The 15,318-nt window shown below is 71.9% G+C and carries 19 protein-coding genes; 13 read left to right on the top strand and 6 right to left on the bottom strand.

The features are described 5' to 3' along the window. Positions 1 to 212: 212 nt before the first annotated feature. A complete protein-coding gene (locus DVS28_RS18695; protein WP_114592817.1) occupies positions 213 to 542 on the bottom strand; it encodes a (2Fe-2S) ferredoxin domain-containing protein in 330 nt (109 codons plus the stop codon). A 66-nt stretch (positions 543 to 608) separates the two neighbouring features. Here DVS28_RS18695 and DVS28_RS18690 point away from each other — a divergent pair, with 66 nt between their 5' ends. From DVS28_RS18690 to DVS28_RS18650, 9 genes are all read left to right on the top strand, one after another. Next, on the top strand, positions 609 to 1,163 hold the full coding sequence (locus DVS28_RS18690; RefSeq protein WP_114592816.1) for a GNAT family N-acetyltransferase: 555 nt from the start codon (positions 609 to 611) through the stop codon (positions 1,161 to 1,163). 24 nt (positions 1,164 to 1,187) lie between these two features. Continuing rightward, positions 1,188 to 1,856 carry a hypothetical protein gene (locus tag DVS28_RS18685; protein WP_114592815.1) on the top strand — a complete coding sequence of 223 codons (669 nt, stop codon included), beginning with the start codon at positions 1,188 to 1,190 and terminating at the stop codon, positions 1,854 to 1,856. 54 nt (positions 1,857 to 1,910) lie between these two features. Beyond that, positions 1,911 to 2,657 (top strand): SDR family NAD(P)-dependent oxidoreductase, encoded by a 747-nt coding sequence (locus tag DVS28_RS18680; protein ID WP_114592814.1) that lies wholly within the window; start codon positions 1,911 to 1,913, stop codon positions 2,655 to 2,657. Positions 2,658 to 2,721: 64 nt separating this feature from the next. Further along, positions 2,722 to 3,105, top strand: coding sequence for a DivIVA domain-containing protein (locus DVS28_RS18675; RefSeq protein WP_114592813.1), 384 nt, complete (start codon positions 2,722 to 2,724; stop codon positions 3,103 to 3,105). A gap of 12 nt (positions 3,106 to 3,117) precedes the next feature. Further along, a complete protein-coding gene (locus DVS28_RS18670) occupies positions 3,118 to 4,188 on the top strand; it encodes a DUF7847 domain-containing protein (protein WP_114592812.1) in 1,071 nt (356 codons plus the stop codon). Further along, entirely contained in the window at positions 4,185 to 4,835 is a 651-nt protein-coding gene (locus DVS28_RS18665; RefSeq protein ID WP_114592811.1) for a DUF4129 domain-containing protein, read from the top strand. Before DVS28_RS18670 ends, DVS28_RS18665 begins: the two co-directional genes overlap by 4 nt. Next, positions 4,832 to 5,974, top strand: coding sequence for a DUF4350 domain-containing protein (locus DVS28_RS18660; protein WP_114592810.1), 1,143 nt, complete (start codon positions 4,832 to 4,834; stop codon positions 5,972 to 5,974). Before DVS28_RS18665 ends, DVS28_RS18660 begins: the two co-directional genes overlap by 4 nt. Continuing rightward, entirely contained in the window at positions 5,967 to 6,929 is a 963-nt protein-coding gene (locus DVS28_RS18655; protein WP_216826141.1) for an AAA family ATPase, read from the top strand. The genes DVS28_RS18660 and DVS28_RS18655 overlap by 8 nt, the downstream gene beginning before the upstream one ends. Next, positions 6,926 to 8,275 (top strand): DUF58 domain-containing protein, encoded by a 1,350-nt coding sequence (locus DVS28_RS18650; RefSeq protein ID WP_114592809.1) that lies wholly within the window; start codon positions 6,926 to 6,928, stop codon positions 8,273 to 8,275. Before DVS28_RS18655 ends, DVS28_RS18650 begins: the two co-directional genes overlap by 4 nt. Before the next feature lie 18 nt (positions 8,276 to 8,293). Here DVS28_RS18650 and DVS28_RS18645 read toward each other — a convergent pair whose 3' ends face one another. Further along, a complete protein-coding gene (locus tag DVS28_RS18645) occupies positions 8,294 to 9,310 on the bottom strand; it encodes a stage II sporulation protein M (protein WP_114592808.1) in 1,017 nt (338 codons plus the stop codon). Positions 9,311 to 9,406: 96 nt separating this feature from the next. Between DVS28_RS18645 and DVS28_RS18640 the strand changes: the two genes are divergently transcribed. Both DVS28_RS18640 and DVS28_RS18635 read left to right on the top strand, forming a co-directional pair. Then, positions 9,407 to 11,227, top strand: a complete 1,821-nt coding sequence (locus DVS28_RS18640) for an AMP-dependent synthetase/ligase (RefSeq protein ID WP_114592807.1) — start codon at positions 9,407 to 9,409, stop codon at positions 11,225 to 11,227. A gap of 10 nt (positions 11,228 to 11,237) precedes the next feature. Then, positions 11,238 to 12,086 (top strand): RDD family protein, encoded by an 849-nt coding sequence (locus tag DVS28_RS18635; RefSeq protein ID WP_164710748.1) that lies wholly within the window; start codon positions 11,238 to 11,240, stop codon positions 12,084 to 12,086. A gap of 40 nt (positions 12,087 to 12,126) precedes the next feature. Here DVS28_RS18635 and DVS28_RS18630 read toward each other — a convergent pair whose 3' ends face one another. Together DVS28_RS18630 and DVS28_RS18625 are read right to left on the bottom strand one after the other, a co-directional pair. Next, the gene (locus tag DVS28_RS18630) at positions 12,127 to 12,474 is read right to left on the bottom strand and encodes a hypothetical protein (RefSeq protein WP_114592805.1); all 348 of its coding nucleotides are present in this window, start codon (positions 12,472 to 12,474) and stop codon (positions 12,127 to 12,129) included. Positions 12,475 to 12,627: 153 nt separating this feature from the next. Next, positions 12,628 to 13,401 carry an alpha/beta fold hydrolase gene (locus tag DVS28_RS18625; RefSeq protein ID WP_114592804.1) on the bottom strand — a complete coding sequence of 258 codons (774 nt, stop codon included), beginning with the start codon at positions 13,399 to 13,401 and terminating at the stop codon, positions 12,628 to 12,630. A gap of 149 nt (positions 13,402 to 13,550) precedes the next feature. Between DVS28_RS18625 and DVS28_RS18620 the strand changes: the two genes are divergently transcribed. Both DVS28_RS18620 and DVS28_RS18615 read left to right on the top strand, forming a co-directional pair. Next, complete coding sequence (locus DVS28_RS18620; protein WP_114592803.1) at positions 13,551 to 14,045, top strand: SRPBCC family protein; 495 nt, start codon at positions 13,551 to 13,553, stop codon at positions 14,043 to 14,045. A 17-nt stretch (positions 14,046 to 14,062) separates the two neighbouring features. Further along, positions 14,063 to 14,443 (top strand): RidA family protein, encoded by a 381-nt coding sequence (locus tag DVS28_RS18615; RefSeq protein WP_114592802.1) that lies wholly within the window; start codon positions 14,063 to 14,065, stop codon positions 14,441 to 14,443. 18 nt (positions 14,444 to 14,461) lie between these two features. Here the strand turns inward: DVS28_RS18615 and DVS28_RS18610 are convergent, their stop codons facing one another. Further along, a complete protein-coding gene (locus tag DVS28_RS18610) occupies positions 14,462 to 14,878 on the bottom strand; it encodes a DUF3052 family protein (RefSeq protein ID WP_114592801.1) in 417 nt (138 codons plus the stop codon). Continuing rightward, positions 14,875 to 15,312: a DUF3151 domain-containing protein gene (locus tag DVS28_RS18605; protein ID WP_114592800.1), complete on the bottom strand. Its 438-nt coding sequence runs from the start codon at positions 15,310 to 15,312 to the stop codon at positions 14,875 to 14,877. The genes DVS28_RS18610 and DVS28_RS18605 overlap by 4 nt, the downstream gene beginning before the upstream one ends. Positions 15,313 to 15,318 lie beyond the last annotated feature (6 nt).

The following is a 15,318-nucleotide window of genomic DNA, read 5'->3' as shown; positions in this document are numbered from 1 at the left end:
CAATGCACGTCCAGCGCGTTCGGGCGTCGCCCCATTCGGCGGGTCAAAATCCGTCCGGGGCTGGGTCAAGATCCGTCGGGAAGCCTGCGCGGTTCGTGTCCTCGGTCAGCCCTGTTTGCCCAAGGGGGCTCCGCACGCTCCGCCCCCTTTCGAACCCCCGGGGCTGCCCTCCGGGCCTCACCAGGCGCCTTCGGCGCGGTTCGTGTCCTCGGTCAGCCCTTGTAGCGGAAGTCGTCCTCGCCGATCTGCAGGAAGTTGACCGGGTCGCCGCCCTCGAGGTGGTCCATGATGCCGGGGACGTCGGCTTCGGTGACGCCGCCGTAGTAGACGTCGTCGGGGTAGACGCCCACGACGGGGCCGACGCGGCAGGCCTCCAGGCACAGCGCGGCGACGACCTTGACATCGTCGTTGCGACGACGGCCCTGCTCCTCACGCAGCGCGTTGAAGATGTCGGCGCCGCCGAGCGGGTAACACGACGGGCGGGGGTGTTCGGGGTCGCGCTCGTTGATGCAGACGAACACGAACTTGCTGGGCTTTGACACGGGACCTCCGACGGGTTCGGCGTGGGCCGACTGTAGTGCGGACGGCGCCCGACTACGCTGCCGGACATGCAGCCCACCGACCGCCTGACCGGCTCGCTCGTTCGGCTCGGCATGGTCCGCAACGCCGACATCGACCGGCTCGTCGACCTCGCCGACGACACCCGCGCCGCCCGGCTGGGGGACTCCGACCCCGCGTTCCCGTGGTCGGAAGCCAACCAGCGCGAGTGGTGGACCAGTCGGGTGACCGATGACGACGTCCGGGTGTTCGCGATCCGGCTGCTCGACGACGCCTCGACGCTGCTGGGAACGATCACCCTCTCCAGCATCGACGCCAGCAACCGGGTGGCACAGCTGGGCATGTCGCTGCCCGACCCGGGGCACTGGGGACACGGCTACGGGACCGACGCCGTACGGCTGCTGCTGGCCTTCGCGTTCGACGACATGAACCTGCACCGCGTCGAGATGGGTGTGTTCGCCTTCAACACCCGGGCGATCGCCTGCTACGAGGGGCTCGGCTTCGTGCGCGAGGGCACCCACCGCGAGTACCTGCAGCGCGACGGCAAGCGCCACGACATGTACCTCTACGGCATCCTCGAGCACGAGTGGCGGCAGGACCGATGACCACGTCCGCCTAGACTCGACGGGGTGCCCGACGAGCAGCCGATCGACGCCTTCGACCCCCGGTTCCCCGATCGCGGGACCGAGCAGGACGACGTCGATCGCAAGCGCAACCTCGTCCAGTCGCGCGGCCCGGGGCCCAATCCCGACGACCCGAAGGTCCGCATCCTCCGCCTGGCGATCCCGGCCCTCGCCGCAGCGGCCATCCTCGTCATCGGCGCGGTGTTCTTCCAGGGCCTTCAGCCCTCCGGCGCCACCACGGTCGTGATCGGCCACGTCGAGGCCGTTCGTGACGCCGTCGCCGAGCGTCCTCGCCGGGTCTGCCTGAACGACAACAACCCCTGCGCCTGGATCACCGAGTTCGACGGCCTCCTGCACGCCTTCAACACCAACGGCCCGTTGCCCGAGGAGTACGGGCGCCTCGGGGTGGCCTGGTGTCCCTCCAGCGGGTGGTTCGGGGCAAACTCCACCGGCTCGCGCTGGGACCAGCACGGACAGCTCGCCGAGGGACCCTCACCACGATCCCTGGACCGCTTCACCCTCACCGTGGAGAACGACGGCGACGTGGTCGTGGACTTCGCCTCGCTCACCGCGGGACGAGCCGAATGGCAGGTGGAGGAGGTCCGGCCGCCCGATGGTCCGGCCTGCGACGAGATCCCCTTCGAGCGCGACCCGGACCTCGATCTGCAACCCTGACCACCAGACCTCACCCGAGACCACCGAACCACAGAAGACGAGGACGGCACACCGATGGACATGGGACTCCGCGGCCGAGTGGCCGCCATCGCCGGCGGCACGTCCGGCCTGGGCCTGGCGACCGCCGAAGCCCTGCGCGCCGAGGGGGCGACCGTGGCCGTCTGTGGCCGCAGCGCCGACCGGGGCGACGCGATCGGCGATCGGGTCGACCACGTGGCGACGGTCGACGTCACCGACCACGACGCCGCGACCGCCTGGATCGACGAGCTGGCCGCCCAGCTCGGCGCGCTGCACATCTTGGTCGCCAACGCCGGCGGCCCCCCGCAGGGGATGGCCACGGCCTTCGACGTCGCCGACTACCGCGCCGCGGTCGAGCTGAGCCTGCTGAGCCAGATCAACCTGGTGCAGGCCGCGCTGCCGCACCTCCGCCGAGCGGGCTGGGGACGGATCCTGTTCGTCACCTCCAAGTCGGTGAAGCAGCCGATCCCCGGGCTGGCCCTGTCCAACACCGCGCGGGCCGGCATCCTCGGTTACGCCAAGTCCCTCGTCGCCGACCTCGGCGCGGGCAACATCACCGTCAACGTGCTGGCGCCGGGGTCGACGCGCACGGCACGGCTGGAGCAGCTCGCCGGCGACGACGTCGAGGCCGGCCTCGAGGCGATGGCCGCCAACATCCCGCTCGGACGGGTGGGTCGTCCGGAGGAGTTCGGCGCCGCCGCGACGTTCCTCGCAAGCGAACGCGCAAGCTTCGTGACCGGCGTGGTCCTGCCCGTCGACGGCGGCGAGATCCAGGGCCTGTGACTCCTCCGGTCGTCCACCCCTCCGACGGGCCCCGAGCGGCCGCAGCAGGGTAGGGTCCGCAGCCATGATCGTGGTCATCCCGGTGGTCGTCGTGCTGACTGGCCTCCTGCTGTGGGCGCTGTACGCCGAGGAGGTCCCGGCCGAACCGGCGCCGGTCCTGCGGCCGTGGAACGGGATCCCCACCACCGCCGACATCACCCGCACCGACTTCCCGCTCGCACCGGTCGGCTACGACCGTGCTGCCGTCGAGCAGCACCTCGCCAGGGTCGCGGCGGCAATGGACGCGCTGCAGTGCGCCCACGCCCACATCACCCCCGATCCCGACGACCCAGGCGCAGGGCCTCCACCCGCGCTGGTCGACACCCCCGGCACACAGGACGACGCGATGCCGCCGCCCGACGCGGACGCGCAGGTCGGGCAGACACCCCCTCCACCCCCCGGGCACTAGGCTGCCGTCCACATGGGTGAGGACTGGCAGGCAGCAGGGGACAGGGGCGACACGACCCCGTCGCGCGCTGCCGTCGCTCCGCCCGTCTTCGTCCCACCCGAGTCCTCCAGCGCGCCCGCCACCGGATCCGTGGCCGCGGCGATGGAACGCGACCGTGGTCCGGTCGGCGGTTCCCCCGTCGGGAACGCCGGAGCCCGTCCGGTCGAACCACACCTTCCCAGCGGGCCGTTGGGGTTCACCGACATCCTCGACGGGGCGTTCCAGCTGTACCGAGCGTCTCGCCGGGTCATCGTCGGGATGTCCTTGGCGGTGTTGGTGCCCCTCCACCTGCTGGTGGCCTTCGTCCAGCGGGACTCCGTCCTGACCGGCGGGCTCGGTGGGCTGCTGGAGGATCCCGAGGCGGCTGCGGCGCTGCTGGGGGAGGGCGGGGACCCAACCGCCGCCGTGATCGGGCTGGTGCTGGTCCAGGGCACCGTCCTGCCGTTGCTCGCGGGCGGCTGGATCGCGCTCGCCAGCCGGGTGATCGACGGTGGCCAGCCATCCGCGGGCGTGATCGTCCGCACCTGGCGTCAGCGTGGTCCGGCGCTGCTGGGTGCCTGGTGGCTGCACGTCCTGGCCTACCTGGTGCCGGTGGCCCCGCTCGCCCTGCTTGCCCTTGCCGGTGCCGAGGTCGCCGCCGCCGCGGCCGCTGCCCCCGTCCTGCTGCTCTCCGCCCTGCTGATGCCGTTCTTCGTGCGGGTCGCCCCGGCGGTCGTGATCGAGGGGCTCGGCCCGGTCCAGGCGATCCGGCGGTCGGTGGCGCTGACCCGCCGTCGCTACGCCGCAACCGGAGGGGTGGTCATCGGCACGACGTTCGTCATCGCCCTGATCGCCACCCTGATCAGCGGCGTGCCGGAGGTCATCGGCTTCATCGGTGGATTCGGCTGGGCGTGGGTGCTGCTGGCCATCGCGGCGATCACCTCGGGCCTGATCCAGGGACCGCTCACCGCCCACACCGCGACGCTGATGTTCATGGACTCCCGTGCCCGACTCGAGGGCCACGACCTCGTGCAACGGGCCCGCAACCGGCGGGGGCAGCCGTGACGCCGCTGCTGGCACAGGCCTCCGCGGAGGAGGTCCGCCGGGCCGTGGAGGAGGTGCTCGCGCGGCCCGAGTACCGCCAGGCCGCCAGCGGCGACTCGTTGCTGGACCGGCTCTTCGATGCGGTGATGGAGCAGCTCGGGCGGCTGTTGCTGCGCCTTGCTGGCCAGGGCGGCGACGGGTCCTGGGTGGGCAGCCTGGTGCTCGCGGTGCTGGTCGTCGCCATCGCGTTGGTGGTGTGGCGCACCCTCAGCCGGTTCCGTCGCGGCCACACCGTCGATCCGGTCGTGGACGGGCCGACCGGACGTCCTGCTCGCGACTGGGGGACGGAGGCTGCCGAGCACGCCGCCGCGGGCCGTTACCGCGATGCGCTGCGATGCCGGTATCGCGAGACCGTCGCCCTGCTCGCCGGGGCTGGCCTGCTGGAGGAGATCCCCGGCCGTACCACCGGGGAGTACGCCGCGGAGCTCGCCGACGCCCTTCCCTCAGCCGGGTCGGCCTTCGACGGGCTGACCCGCCTGTTCGAGGCAGCCTGGTACGGCCGTCGCACGGTCACCGCCGAGGACCTGCAGGAGGGGCTCGACGCACAGGCCGCAGTCGTTGCCGCCGGGTCGTTGGCAGCCCCGGTGGGCGACGGGGGGAGGGCATGACCCGCCGTCGTTGGGGGATCCTCGGCGCGGTCGTCCTCGTGGTGCTCGCCGTCGTGGCGATCGGGCCCCGGCGTGGCGACGGGCCGCCGCTGGATCCCGACTCGACCGGGCCCGCTGGCGTCAGGGGCATCCTCGACGTGCTGGAGGAGGTCGGGGCCGACGTCGAGGTCACCGACGGCGTGCCGACAGCGGCCCACGAGACGGCCCTGGTGATCCTCGACCAGATGACCGACATGCAGCGGGACGCGGTTCGCGGCTGGGTCGACGACGGCGGCACCCTCGTCGTGGCCGACCCCCTGTCGGCGCTGGCCCCGGGGCTGGGCGGGGTCACCAGCATCGCCTTCACCGAACCCACGATCGAACCGGCGTGCGACGACCCCGCCGTCGCCGACGTCGACCGGGTGAGCGTCGCCGACGGGATCGTCTTCACGCTGCCCGCCGGGGCCTCCGGGTGCTTCCCCCGCAACGACGGCCACTGGATGGTGACCGAACAGGTCGGCCGGGGGCACATCGTCAGCCTCGGAGGCCCCTTCACCCTGACCAACGACCTGCTCGACGCCGCCGACAACGCGGTCCTGCTGGTCAACCTCCTCCAACCCGTCGACGGCGGTGCCGTCCGGGTGATCAGGGGCGACGACCCGGTCGCTCGCGGTGAGGACGGCCTGCTGGACGTGCTGCCCGAGCAGGTGCAGGTCGCGCTGCTGCAGATCCCGTTGTTGTGGCTGGCGGTCCTCTGGTGGCGGGCGCCCCGGCACGGCCGACCGGTATGGGAGGATCCGCCCATCAGGGTCGACGCCTCCGAGACGACCGTGTCCACCGGCCACCTCCTGCAGCGCGCCGGCCGGGCTGGCGACGCCGGCGCCGTCCTGCGACAGCAGGCGCTCGTCGAGCTGCACAGCCGGCTCGGCATCCCCGAGGACGTGCACGGCGAGGAGCTGATCGTCCTCGTGGCCGACCGGACCCGCCTGCCGGCCGACGACCTGCGGCGGGCCCTCGGTGGACCGCTGCCCCGAACCGACGACGAGCTGGTCGACCTCGCCCGCCGGACCGCTGCCCTGCGTCGCGCCCTGCACCGGGTGGACGCCAACCGACCCCCGACCGACGACCTCGTGCCCAACAGGAGCCCGGACCGTGAGTGATCCAAGAACCGCCATCGTTGCCGTACGCGACGAAGTGGCCAAGACCGTCGTGGGCCAGCACGGGACCGTGAGCGGCCTGCTGACCGCCCTGCTCGTCGGCGGCCACGTGCTGCTGGAGGGGGTGCCCGGAACCGCCAAGACCCTCGTGGTCGCGTCGATGGCCGCAGCGCTGGACCTGCAGCAGACACGCGTGCAGTTCACCCCGGACCTGATGCCCTCCGACGTGCTCGGCCAGAGCGTCTACGACGCCGACGCCACATCCCTGCAGGGTGCGTTCAGGTTCCGCGAGGGGCCGGTGTTCACCAACCTGCTGCTGGCCGACGAGATCAACCGCACCCCACCGCGCACCCAGTCGGCGCTGCTGGAGGCGATGGAGGAGCGGCGCGTCACCGTCGAGGGGGCACCCCGCGAGCTGCCCGACCCCTTCCTCGTCGTCGCCACCCAGAACCCGGTGGAGTACGAGGGCACCTACCCCCTCCCCGAGGCGCAGCTCGACCGGTTCCTGTTCAAGCTCGTGGTGGGCTATCCCGCGGTCGAGGACGAGCACGAGGTGCTGCGCCGCCACGACGCCGGCATGAACCCCCACGACGTGCGCGCCTCCGGCATCCGGCCGGTCGCCGGCCCCGACGACCTCGCTGCCGCCCGCGCGGGCATCCAGGCCATCCGCACCGACCCGGCGGTGCTCGGCTACATCGTCGACATCGCCACGGCGAGCCGGCAGTCCCCCTCCCTCGTGCTCGGCATCAGCCCTCGCGGGTCGACCATGCTGCTCAAGGCCGCGAAGGCCTGGGCGTGGCTGACCGGACGCGACTTCGTCACCCCCGACGACGTCAAGGCGATGGCGATGCCGGCGCTCCGCCACCGCGTGCAGGTCCGCCCCGACGTGGAGCTGGAGGGCGGCGATGCCGACTCCGTCCTGCGGGGAATCCTCGCCGCGGTACCCGTTCCCCGGTGATCCCCACCCGACGGCTGCCGGCGGCCCTCCTCGCGGTGGGTCTCGTCGTGCTGCCGATGGGCACGTGGGGCGCGGGCGTCTGGGTGCTGGGCAACGTGGCCGTCCTCGTCGCGGTCGTCGTCGACGTCGTCCTCGCGGTGTCGCCCCGCCGGATGGAGGTCCAGCGCGAGGTGGATCCGGTGCTGGTCATCGACACCGATGCGCGCCTGCGATGGGTGGTCACCAACCCCACTCGCCGACGTGCACGGGTGCACCTGGCCGACGCCCTGCCCGAGAGCCTGCGTGCGGTCGATCGGCGGGCCCGCCTCGTGGTGCCGGCCGGTGCGCGGGTGCATGCTGACGGGACCGTGCGGCCGGCTCGGCGCGGCGTGCACGACCTGGCGACGATCACCGTCCGATCGCGCGGCCCGCTCGGGCTGGTCGACCGCCAGCGCAGCCTGCCCGTGCACACGCGGGTCCGGGTCCACCCCGCCTTCCCCAGCCGCCAGGAGACCGAGCTCCGGCTGCATCGGGCGTTGCGCCTCAGCGAGGGCGTCCGGACGGTCCGCCTGCGCGGCCAGGGCACCGACTTCGAGTCGTTGCGCGACTACACCCCCGATGACGAGACCCGTCGCATCGACTGGGCCGCCACCGCCAGGGCCCTGCGGCCGATCGTGCGGACCTACCGTGCCGAGCGGAACCAGCACGTCCTGATCCTGCTCGACCACGGGCGGACCATGGCCGGACGCATGGGCCGACGACCGATCGACGATCGCCACGACGGCCCGGAGCTGCTGGGACGTGCCCCCCGCCTGGAGCACGCGATGGACGCCGCCATGGCGCTGACCCGCATCGCCACGGGCCTCGGCGACCGCGTCGGGCTGGTGACCTTCTCCGATGTGGTCACCGGCACGCTGCCGCCGCGAGGGGGCAACGCCCAGATGACGCGGCTGGTACAGGCCCTCGCCGACATCGAACCAGAGCTCGTGGAACCGGACTACCGCGGCGCGTTCGGCGAGGCGCTCGCCCGCTACCGTCGCCGCGCGCTGGTCGTGGTGCTGACCGACCTCGCCGCCGGTCCGGTCCACGAGTCCCTGGCCCCGGCGCTGCCACTGCTCGGTCGACGACACCTCGTGCTCGTCGCCGCACCCGCCGACCCCTCGGTCGGATCGTGGGCCGTCGACGCACCTCGTGATCCCACGGCCGCCTACCGGATGGCCGCGGCTGTCGAGGCGGAGGCCACACGGCGCCGAACCGCGCGGGTCCTGCAGACCGGCGGTGCGACCGTCGTCGACGCCGTGCCGACGCTGCTGCCCGGACGGATCGTCGATGCCTACCTCGACCTCAAGGCGGCAGGGGCGCTGTGACCGGCCGACCGCTGGCCGTCAGATCGTCGCGGGTCGGGTGACGGACTCCCAGGTGGCCCGCTCGGCCTGGCGCAGTGTCCCGGTCAGGCCTCGGGAGGCGGCCTGGCGTCCGTACACCCACGCGAAGGCCAGGAACGCACCCTCCGCCAGCACGCCGACGCCGACCCGCAACCAGGTCGGGAGGGGTGCCCCGGTCACGAACCCCTCGATCAGCGCGGCCACGCCGAACACCACGATGAGGCCGCCGACGATGGTGATGGCCCGGCTGGCCTGGTCCTGCAGGGACTCGGCCCGACGCCGGTCGCCCGGGTCGATCCACGACCATCCGAGCGCAAGCCCCGTGCCCGCGGCGACGAAGATCGCCGTCAGCTCCAGCAGCCCGTGGGGGGTGATGAACCCCCAGAACACCTCCGCCACCCCGTTGGCGTGGAACAACCCGCCGGCGAACCCCACGTTGGCGGCGTTCAGGCCCAGCAGCAGGACCGTGGGCAGGCAGGCGAGGATGCCGCCGGCGAAGGCCCCGAAGCCCACCTGGATGTTGTTGAAGCCGACCTCGGCGAAGAACTGCCCCGACGGTCGGTCGGAGTAGTACTCCACGAAGTCGCCAGCGATCAGGGCGTCCTGGACCGCCGGGGGGATGGCCGCATCCAGCGCCGCGGGCGATGTTGCCGTCCAGGCCCCCAAGCCGAACGCCACGACCAGGAAGATGCTGCTGGCCACGCCGATCGGCCAGCGCTGGTGCCACATCGCGGCCGGGAAGGTCTCGGTGAAGAACCTGGCGACGAGCTGCCAGCTGCGCGGCCGGGTGCCGTGGACCGTGGCACCCGCCCTGGCCACCAGCTGGGACAGGCGCAGCGTCAGCTCCGGGTCGCGCAGCGTCGTCCGGGCCGTTGACAGGTGCGTGGCCGTCCGCTGGTAGTCCCCGACGAGCTGGCGGATCTCGGAGGCCGACATCGACGCCGGGTCCCGACGGGCTGCCTCGTCCAGCCGCTCCCACATCGGGGCGTGTGCGGCGACGAAGCGGTCCAGGTTCATCGCCGCGCACCCTATCCCGAACAACCCGTTCCCTGCGGAACGGCCCTGCTCTAGGGTGACTCCGGTCAGGAGCCGAACCGTTGGAGGACACCAGGGATGCCGGAGACGTTGACACGCGAGCAGCTGCTCGAGGACATCGAGGGCCAGACCGTCGGGCAGTGGCTGCTGGACGCCGCCGCGGAGCAGCCCGACGACGTGGCGCTTCGCTGGAAGGACGGGGATGCCTGGCAGCAGTGGAGCTGGGCACAGGTGCTGGACCGTGCCAGCCGGATCGCCGGGACCTTCCGCAGCTGGGGCATCGAACCCGGCGACAGCGTCGCGCTGTTCCTGCGCAACCGACCCGAGTTCCACGTGGCGGACCTCGGCGGGTTGCTGTGCCGCGCCAAGACCGTGTCGATCTACAACTCCTCGGCACCCGAGCAGGTCGAGTACCTGCTCGGCCACATGGAGGCCAAGGCCGTCATCTGTGACGACGTCGAGTTCCTCGAGCGGCTCCTGAAGGTCCGCGGGCAGCTGCCCGACCTCGAGCACGTCGTCGTGGTCGACGACCCGGAGGACCTGCGTCCCGACGACGTGCTGTCGTTCGCCTCGTTGCTGGAGGGCGACCCCGTCGACGTCGAGTCGGCCGTGGCCGCCAGCCAGCCCGATGACGTCGTCACCCTCATCTACACCTCCGGTACCACCGGCCAGCCGAAGGGGGTGATGCTTGACCACACCAACATCTGCGCCGCCGGGCAGGCCACGTTCGGCCTGCTGCGCGAGGAGGATCGGACCGGCCAGCGGATGGTCAGCTACCTGCCGATGGCCCACATCGCCGAGCGGATGGTCAGCCACTACGGCTGGCTTCGCCAGCGGCACGTCGTCACCACCTGCCCCGACCCGACCGCGCTGCTGCCCTACATGGTGGCCGTTCGGCCCCAGGTGCTCTTCGGTCCGCCCCGGGTCTTCGAGAAGCTCCGGTCGGGCATCCTCGCCGCGGTCGCGGCCAAGGGTGGGGACTCCGCGGAGAAGTTCGAGCAGGCGCTGCAGGTCGGGCAGAAGGTCGCTGCGCTGGAGGCCGACGACCAGCCCGTTCCGCCCGAGCTCGCCGCCATGCACCAGCAGGTCGACGCGGTGGCGTTCGCCCCGCTGCGGACCATGGTGGGCCTGGACGAGATGCGCATGGCCTTCACCGGCGCAGCGCCGCTGCCCGGTTTCGTGTTCGACTTCATGCGTGGCATCGGGGTGCCGTTCAGCGAGATCTACGGCATGAGCGAGAACACGGGGGGCATGACGTGGGACCCCTACCGGGTCAAGCGCCGCGCGGTCGGCCGGGCCCTTCCTGGCACCGAGGTCGTGCTGGCGGAGGACGGGGAGGTCCTGTGCCGCGGCCCCATCGTCACCCGCGGCTACTACAAGGACCCCGAACGGACCGCCGAGGCCTTCGACGACGACGGCTGGCTGCACACCGGTGACATCGGCGAGTTCGACGACGAGGGGTACCTCTCGATCGTGGACCGCAAGAAGGAGCTGATCATCACCGCAGGCGGCAAGAACGTCTCGCCGGCCAACATCGAGGCGATGCTGAAGTCCCTGCCGCTGGTCGGACAGGCCTGCGTCATCGGTGACGACCGGCCGTTCCTGACCGCCCTGCTGGTCCTCGACCCCGACGCGGCCCCCGGCTGGGCGCTGGACAAGGGCATCGAGGACCGTTCGCTGGCCGCCCTCGCCGAGGACCCGATGGTGCTGGAGGAGATCGACCGCGGCGTGCGCGAGGTCATCAAGGGCTTCAACAACGTCGAGCAGATCAAGAAGTGGACGGTGCTCGGCGACGACTGGGTGCCCGACTCGGCACAGCTGACGGCCACCATGAAGCTCAAGCGGCGGGGCGTGCACGCCACGTACAGCGATCAGATCGAGGCGCTGTACGACTCGTGAGGGGACTCGCGTGAGCGTCGTGCCGAGCCCCGTCGGCGCCAGCCGGCGGCGGGCCGCCCTGGTCACGCCCGAGGCGGTGACCATCGACCTGCCGCTGGCCGACCTGGGGTCCCGCAGCCTGGCCATCCTGGTCGACCTGGTCATCCTGTTCACGCTGCAGTACGCCGTGGTCCTGGCCGCGGTCCTGGCGGTCGGGGTCGGCTTCGGCCTGGGCCTCGACGGTGGCCCCGGTTGGCTCGCGATCGTGGCGTTCCTGCTGCTGAACTTCGCGATCCTGTGGGGGGTGCCCGTGGCGTGCGAGGTGCTGCTGCGCGGGCGGACACCCGGCAAGGCGCTGCTGGGGTTGCGGGTCGTCACCGTCGACGGCGGGACCGTCCGGTTCCGCCATGCCTCGATCCGGTGGCTGCTGGCGCTGGTCGACTTCTACCTGCTGCTGGGCATCCCGGCGATCGTGACCTCGCTGGTGACGTCGCGGAACCAACGGCTCGGGGACCTGGCGGCCGGCACCGTCGTGATCCGCGACCGGGTTCGCCGTGGCGTGGTCGACCAACCCGTCAGGTGGCAGGTCCCGCCGGCGCTCGTGGGATATGCGCGCACCCTTGACGTGTCGGGCCTCGACGGGGAGGACTACTCGTTGGTGCGGACGTTCCTGCTGCGCTCCGGTTCCTTCGCCGCGGATCAGCGGCAGCGGATCGGGGAGGAGGTGGCGGCAACCATCGCGCAGCGGATGCGACACCGGCGGCCAGCGGGCATGCATCCGGAGGCGTTGCTCGTGTGCGCTGCGGCGTTGGTCCAGCAACGCGACACGACGCCCGTCCCGACGGCACCGGACATCGTCGACCCGTTCGCCCCTGGGTGAGCCGGTGACCGGCTGGTCCGGGCGCGGCGGGTGGCCGGGGTCAGGCGGCCGCGGCCAGCTCCCGCTCCTGCATCCACTGCACGACGGCGGTCGCGCGGCCGGACGAGCGACCTTCGCGCAGCCGGGCCTGCTCGACCCAGGCGAACACCAGCGAGGTGGTGGCGGCGTCCTGTCGTGACCAGGTGGCGCGCAGCACATCGTGCAGATGGGGGACGTGCTGCAGCGCGTCGACCAGGCCGGAGCGATTGCGGGTGAGCACGTGCAACGGCGTGTGGCGCAGCAAGCGGCTCAGCCGGACGATGTCCGCCGGACGTCCCTCGGCAAGCGCGGCACCGAGGGCGGGGTCGCCCGAGGTCAGGTGGCCGTACAGCTCGTCCAGGTAGTCCATGGCTGGTCCTTCGAGGTGGGTGTCGTCTCACCTCGTATCGACAGGTTGGACATCCAACGAGAGGACCAAACCCGAAGATGGTCACTTCGGGTCAGTCCCTTCTGGTCACGGGCTCCTCTGCGCTCGGGGGTCCAGCCGACCCTCGTGCCGGCCTCAGGTGAGGTACTCGAGGATGGCGGCCGACAACGCGTCGGGCTGCTCGAGCATGACCCAGTGGGCGGCCGTCGGGATGACCCGGACACGGGACACCGGGATCTCGGCGTGCAGCTCCTCGGTCATGGCGATGGGGGTGGAGCGGTCGTGGTCGCCGACGACCAGCAGCGTCGGCTGGCCGATGTCCTCCCGCGGGATCCGCGGCATCTTCGCCAGCGCCCTGCAGGACTTGGCGTAGCTCTGCGGGTCGTTGCGGAGGTACATGTCACGGGCCAGGCCGACGAGCTGCGGCAGCTTGGCCTGGGTGCGCGGGGCCATCGCACCGGGCAGCCAGCTGTCGACGACGGCGTCCATGCCCTCGGCCTCGACGAGGTCCGCCCGGTCGTTGTAGGCCTTCTTGGTGTCCGGCTCGAACCAGGAGATACCACCCACCAGGACGAGCTGGTCGACGGCCTCGGGCTTGTCCAGCGCGGCCTGCTGGGCGACGAGGCTGCCCAGGGAGTGGCCGACCAGCGTGACCGGCGGCAGCTCGAGCGCGGCGATCAGGGCGTTGACGTCCTGGGCCCACATCTGGATGGAGTAGCCGCCCGACCCGGCGTCGCTGCGACCGTGGCCGCGCAGGTCGAGGGCGATCACGTGATGGTGGACGGCAAGGCACTCGATCACGCCGTACCAGGCGTGGAGGTCGCCGCCCAGGCCGTGGACCAGGACCACGGGCGGGCCCTCGCCCTTGGAGACGTAGTGGTGGCGCACGCCGTTGAGCTCGATGAACATCGGTCTTCCTCTGCAGGTCTGTGAAACGGGGGGCCCGGGGCGAACCCGTGCGGACACGGTGCCGGGCGACGGCGGCGGGCTTCGCGGATGTCGCGGCTCGTTGGCCGCTCGCGTGGCTCGGTCCCGAACGGGGTACCGTCCGCCGTACGATGGCAAGGGTAGAGGAACGCGTCCACATCCACCGACCCACCGAACAGGTGTGGCAGCTTCTCGTGCGCTGGGAGGACCAACCGGCCTGGATGCAGGACGCCCAGTCGGTCACCGTGACCAGCGACCAGCGGGAGGGCGTCGGGACGGTGATCCACGTGCCCACCAACATCGCCCTCGGCCTCGTCGTGCCCGACGAGATGCGGGTCACCGAATGGGTGGAGGGCGAGAAGATCGCGGTGCTGCACACCGGCCCGATCATCAAGGGCCACGGCGCCTTCGAGCTGACCCCCACGCGCCTCGCCGATGGCCGACAGGGGTCGTTGTTCACGTGGTGGGAGCAGATCGACGCGCCCCTGGGCCGGCTCGGCGACCTCGTCGCCCGCAACGTCGCCGTGCCGTACGTGTCCCACATCTTCCGACGCAGCCTCCGGGCGCTGAAGCGCGTGGCGGAGGACGAGATCCCCGAACAGCCCGTTCCCGATCGCACCGGCTGAGTGCAAGACTGCCGGCCATGCGACGCCTCGTGACCGGATCCTCCCCGTACGAAGCCCCGATCGGCTTCTCCCGCGCGGTGCGCGTGGACGACGTCGTCGAGGTTGCCGGCACGGCGCCGGTGTGGCCCGACGGGTCGTGTCCGGAGGACGCCGAGGTCCAGGCCGACCGTGCGTTCGAGCTGGCCCTGGACGCCCTGCGACGGGCCGGTGGTGCCCCCGTCGACGTGGTGCGAACGCGGATGTACCTGACCGATGCGGCGGACTGGGAGGCGGTCGGACGCGCCCACGGCCGTCGGTTCGCCAGCATCAAGCCGGCCGCCACGATGGTCGTCGTGGCGGCGTTGCTGGACCCCCGATGGAAGGTCGAGGTCGAGGTCCAGGCGATCCTGCGTCGCTGAGGGGTCGGCCGGCGCGGGTCAGCCGTTCCGCAGCTCCTTGCGGACCACCAGCTTGAGTCCGCTCCACACCTCGTCGATGGCGCAGACCTTCGTGTCGACCAGGCCGGTGGGCAGCGCGACCTCCCGGATGACGTCCTCGGTCATGTCGGTCGGGACCCGGCTGGTCTGCTTGGGCCAGGCGATCCACAGGACCCCGTCGTCGGGGATGCGGCGGCGGGCGATCGGCAGCCGACGCTCGAACTCCGCTCGGCTGTCGTAGAACCCGATGACCATGTCCATGTTCCCGCGCAGGTGCGTGTGCATGGAGATGCCGTCGGGCACGGGCAGCAGCGCCAGGCCAACGAACTCGGGGGGAGGGTTGTCCAGCCCCAGCCGCATGCCCGGCGTCAGGCCGAGCTTCTTGGCCAGCGGGGTCCCCGAGTAGCCCGCGTTCACTGCTCAGCCACTCCCAGGTGGTCCTCGGGGTCCAGCTGCAGCAGGAAGTCGCGGCAGCGGTCGGGTTCGCCGGGTTCGTTGATGGCCGCGGCAGCACGTCGCAAGGCGTCGAGGGACCGCAGGAAGCCGCGGTTCGGTTCGTGCGACCACGGGGCCGGGCCCTGACCGCGCCAGCCAGCACCCCTGATCGCGTCCAGGCCGCGGTGGTAGCCGACCCGTGCGAAGGCATAGGCAGCGATGGGATCGCCGGCGTCGAGGGATCGTTCGGCGAGCTCGGCCCAGACGGGCAGGAACGAGGGGGCGCCGGCGGCGACGTCGCGCAGGGCCGACATGGGGTCGTCGGCGGCCGTGGCGGCCTCGAGGGCAGCAACCGTCTCGGCCGGCCACTCGGGAATGTGGGTCGGGGTCACACCGTGCAGGGGGAGTTCGGGCATACCCCG

The sequence above is a fragment of the Euzebya pacifica genome, from assembly GCF_003344865.1.
GTDB lineage: Bacteria > Actinomycetota > Nitriliruptoria > Euzebyales > Euzebyaceae > Euzebya > Euzebya pacifica.
The sequence above is the reverse complement of the archived record's forward strand: the minus strand, read 5'-3'. Positions and strand labels throughout refer to the sequence as shown.

Coding starts and splice junctions, on each gene's coding strand:
- DVS28_RS18690 (WP_114592816.1), top strand. CDS start 609: ATGCAGCCCACCGACCGCCTGACCGGCTCGCTCGTTCGGCTCGGCATG.
- DVS28_RS18680 (WP_114592814.1), top strand. CDS start 1,911: ATGGACATGGGACTCCGCGGCCGAGTGGCCGCCATCGCCGGCGGCACG.
- DVS28_RS18675 (WP_114592813.1), top strand. CDS start 2,722: ATGATCGTGGTCATCCCGGTGGTCGTCGTGCTGACTGGCCTCCTGCTG.
- DVS28_RS18670 (WP_114592812.1), top strand. CDS start 3,118: ATGGGTGAGGACTGGCAGGCAGCAGGGGACAGGGGCGACACGACCCCG.
- DVS28_RS18660 (WP_114592810.1), top strand. CDS start 4,832: ATGACCCGCCGTCGTTGGGGGATCCTCGGCGCGGTCGTCCTCGTGGTG.
- DVS28_RS18645 (WP_114592808.1), bottom strand. CDS start 9,310: ATGAACCTGGACCGCTTCGTCGCCGCACACGCCCCGATGTGGGAGCGG.
- DVS28_RS18640 (WP_114592807.1), top strand. CDS start 9,407: ATGCCGGAGACGTTGACACGCGAGCAGCTGCTCGAGGACATCGAGGGC.
- DVS28_RS18630 (WP_114592805.1), bottom strand. CDS start 12,474: ATGGACTACCTGGACGAGCTGTACGGCCACCTGACCTCGGGCGACCCC.
- DVS28_RS18625 (WP_114592804.1), bottom strand. CDS start 13,401: ATGTTCATCGAGCTCAACGGCGTGCGCCACCACTACGTCTCCAAGGGC.
- DVS28_RS18620 (WP_114592803.1), top strand. CDS start 13,551: ATGGCAAGGGTAGAGGAACGCGTCCACATCCACCGACCCACCGAACAG.
- DVS28_RS18615 (WP_114592802.1), top strand. CDS start 14,063: ATGCGACGCCTCGTGACCGGATCCTCCCCGTACGAAGCCCCGATCGGC.
- DVS28_RS18605 (WP_114592800.1), bottom strand. CDS start 15,312: ATGCCCGAACTCCCCCTGCACGGTGTGACCCCGACCCACATTCCCGAG.